General features: G+C 38.6%; 4 protein-coding genes. 2 read left to right on the top strand and 2 right to left on the bottom strand.

Annotated features, from left to right (window positions below):
* Positions 1-82 precede the first annotated feature (82 nt).
* Positions 83-925, bottom strand: a complete 843-nt coding sequence (locus A9239_RS15010) for an Mrp/NBP35 family ATP-binding protein (RefSeq protein ID WP_176722169.1) — start codon at positions 923-925, stop codon at positions 83-85.
* Between the two features lie 359 nt (positions 926-1,284).
* Complete coding sequence (locus A9239_RS15005; protein WP_048116890.1) at positions 1,285-1,695, bottom strand: hypothetical protein; 411 nt, start codon at positions 1,693-1,695, stop codon at positions 1,285-1,287.
* A 286-nt stretch (positions 1,696-1,981) separates the two neighbouring features.
* On the opposite strand from A9239_RS15005, the gene A9239_RS15000 reads away from it, so the two are divergent.
* Entirely contained in the window at positions 1,982-2,737 is a 756-nt protein-coding gene (locus tag A9239_RS15000) for an AzlC family ABC transporter permease (RefSeq protein ID WP_048116892.1), read from the top strand.
* Positions 2,738-2,927: 190 nt separating this feature from the next.
* A complete protein-coding gene (locus A9239_RS14990) occupies positions 2,928-3,266 on the top strand; it encodes a branched-chain amino acid transporter permease (protein ID WP_048155718.1) in 339 nt (112 codons plus the stop codon).
* The last annotated feature ends 29 nt before the right edge of the window (positions 3,267-3,295 follow it).

Below are 3,295 nucleotides of genomic sequence, written 5' to 3'. Positions count from 1 at the left end.
GTGTAATTGATTTTAGTAATTGATTTTGAACCTCAAGTGCATAATTCCGAACTACATTAAATTCTTCAACTACTTATCTCACTTACTTTTCCAGCAGGATTTTTTCTACTGCAATCACAAAATTTTCAAAGTTCTTCTGCCATTCAGTGTCGTGTTTAAGCATTTCCTGGACAACTGTGCCCTTATCTTCCATTTCTGCGACTTTTGGCTCTATCGGAAGTCTGGCAAGGATAGGGATATTGAAATCCTTTGAAGCTTTTTCCACTCCTCCATTTTTAAACACTTCTATTGGCTTGCCGCAGTGAGGACAGATCAACCCATGCATATTGTCGACAATACCTATAATAGGAACATTGAGTTCTTTAGAAAATCCGATTGATTTGCGGACGCTGACGAGAGCTACGTCCTGAGGAGTTGTTACAAGTACCGAACCATCAATATCTGGGATCAGCAAAGCCAGGCTCAAAGGTTCGTCTCCTGTACCCGGAGGCAGATCTATAATCAGAAAATCGAGAGCTCCCCATACGACATCTTCCAGTAACTTTTCGATGATCCCCATTTTTAATGGCCCTCTCCAGATGATGGGAGAGTCTTTATCTTCGAGTAGAAAACCTATGGACATCAACAAAAGATTGGGAAGAACCTCAACTGGCATTATGCCTTCTTCGCTAACTTCTGGCTTCATAGATTCCATACCGAAAATTGTGGGAATAGTCGGGCCGTGAATATCACAATCAAGAAGTCCCACTCTATATCCATGCATAACCAGTCCGCTAGCCAGGTTTGCTGCAACTGTGCTTTTCCCAACTCCGCCTTTCCCACTCATTATTAGGATCTTATGCTTGATGCGTCTGAGGTTAATTACCATTTTGGGTTCAGTTGGTTTTTTCGATAAGCTTACAAGTGGTTGAACCTTATCTGTCATTTTGATCGCCTGTTTAAATTTTCCCTTTTTCTCCGTTAGTTAGCTCTTTAATGGAAACATCTTCACTAATAATGTATTATCTTTAGACACGGAACTGATCCCAAAACTCAGAATTACCAGAACTCAGAATTACAACTCAGAATTACCAGAACTCAATATTATTTTTCTGAATCTCAGATTCTGAATAATCAGTCGATATTCTGACCACAAGAATAGTTTGAAACTTTATTAATTTGGAGATAAAATTCATTTTGGTGGGTTTTAAGCTAATTCGTTAAACCTATTTCGGTAGATCTGTAGATTTTCCATATTTTATAAATTTTTCAATACTAATACAATGGTTTTCTTTATACTCAAAATTAAGTAAATAAAGCCATATATGTCCCCAATATGAAATTTACCAGCCATAAAACTAAAAGAATTTGCATGTTAACTTTAGTTTTCCATCTCCTTTTGATTTTCCAGCTTCTTCTGTTAATCACAACAATAAATCCCAGGAGTAAAATTACAATTCCTATTAATGAATGAATTAAAATTACAGGAGTAACTGTTTGCGAGACTATGGTGTCGTATGTAAAATTAATCATATAAGGGACAGATAAGACGACCAGCAAATATCCGAATGCGGATATCATATCGTGTCTGTTTAAATTTCCTTTACTTAATTTCCCTACCCTTACTATGATGAAACCAATAATGATAAGTATCAAGGCTATTTTTTGCAAATCAAAAGAAATCAACATGAAACTATCACTGTCTATACCAGACATTTATTCCCCAGAGATAATAATATTGTATGGAATATAAAAATAATCCTGGTCTAGTTGGTCTAGTTGATCTAGTATATTTATCAACAGCTAATATTTATTTCAGTTAAATCTCTCGTTACTTGCAGTGGGGTGCACCAGTGCAAATTTGATTTTTAACTGTGAGCAGGCTGACGATTCTTCCTCACGATAGTAATTCTATATTGACAAAAGATATATATGATAAATATAATTTCTGTTTCTCATTTTTCAAAAGGAATTACGTTACAGGCAACAGAAGATAGATAGCATGGTCAGAAATGAGGAGTACAAAAAAACAGGCGAAAAAAATAAAGATCTTTTCACCACCGCCTTCAAAACCACAATTCCTGTGCTTCTCGGGTATATTCCTCTCGGAATGGCTTTTGGATTTCTGCTTGACGGTGCAGGATATCACTGGATTTATGCTTTTATTATGAGCCTCTTTGTCTATGCAGGCTCTGGCCAGTTCCTGGCAGTAGCTTTACTTTCTGCCGGCGCAGGACTAACTGAGTTTGCCATAGCCACGTTGCTTCTGAATTTCAGGCATGCTTTTTACGGTTTGTCCCTGCTTGAGAAGTTTTCCGGTATCGGCAAGATTAAACCTTACCTGATCTTTGCACTAACCGATGAGACATACGCTCTCCTGACCACAACAGATGTTCCGCAGGGCAGCTCAAAATCAAAGTTTTACTTCTATATTGCAGCCCTTGACCACTCATACTGGATCGCAGGTTCAGTTCTGGGAGCTGTACTCGGCTCTGTCCTGGATCTTAATATTGAGGGTATGAGTTTCGTGCTGACTGCGCTATTTGTGGTGCTGACCATAGAGCAATATTTCAGTTCAGAGACACGCTTTCCCTTCATAGCCGCAGTTGGTGCAGGAGCCCTTTCTCTTATTCTGTTCAGCTCCGACAATATGTTGCTTGCCTCAATTGTTCTTGGAACCCTGATCTTGATTGGCAGGGAAAAGTCAATGCAGAAAACACAAAGAAAGCAGAATACACAGGAATATAGGAAACACTGAAAACACAGGAAACTCGGAAAACACAGAAAACTTAGAAAACACAGGAAACTCAGAAAACACAGAAAACTTGGAAAACACAGGAAACGGAGAAAACACAGAAAATGCAGGGAAATTCACAAATAAAGAAGGAAATTCAGTTAATTAATACATCCATGCAGTCTGTTGAAGACAAAATAAAGGAGGAAAACTGATGCTGAACGCTCTTCAAATGTTCATTACCATTGCAGTCATAGCGCTTGTAACCTTTACAACCAGAGCTCTTCCGTTTATATTTTTTAGATCAAAGGAACCCCCTGCAATGCTCGCAGTTATTGAAAAAAACCTGCCTCCTATGATTCTCCTGCTGCTTGTCATCTACTGCCTGAAAGATGTTCAATGGCTTACAGCTCCTTACGGGATTCCGGAATTGTTCACCATATGTGTCGTTGCCGGGCTGCATTTCTGGAAAAGAAATGCCATGCTCAGCATCTTTACAGGGACGGCGCTTTATATGGTACTCGTGCAGTTCAACGTTTTTTCGTTTCTCTGACTTTTTCTTCTGTCTTTCATTGATCCAGT

Source organism: Methanosarcina sp. A14, from assembly GCF_001729375.1.
GTDB classification, from domain to species: domain Archaea; phylum Halobacteriota; class Methanosarcinia; order Methanosarcinales; family Methanosarcinaceae; genus Methanosarcina; species Methanosarcina barkeri.
The sequence above is the reverse complement of the archived record's forward strand: the minus strand, read 5'-3'. Positions and strand labels throughout refer to the sequence as shown.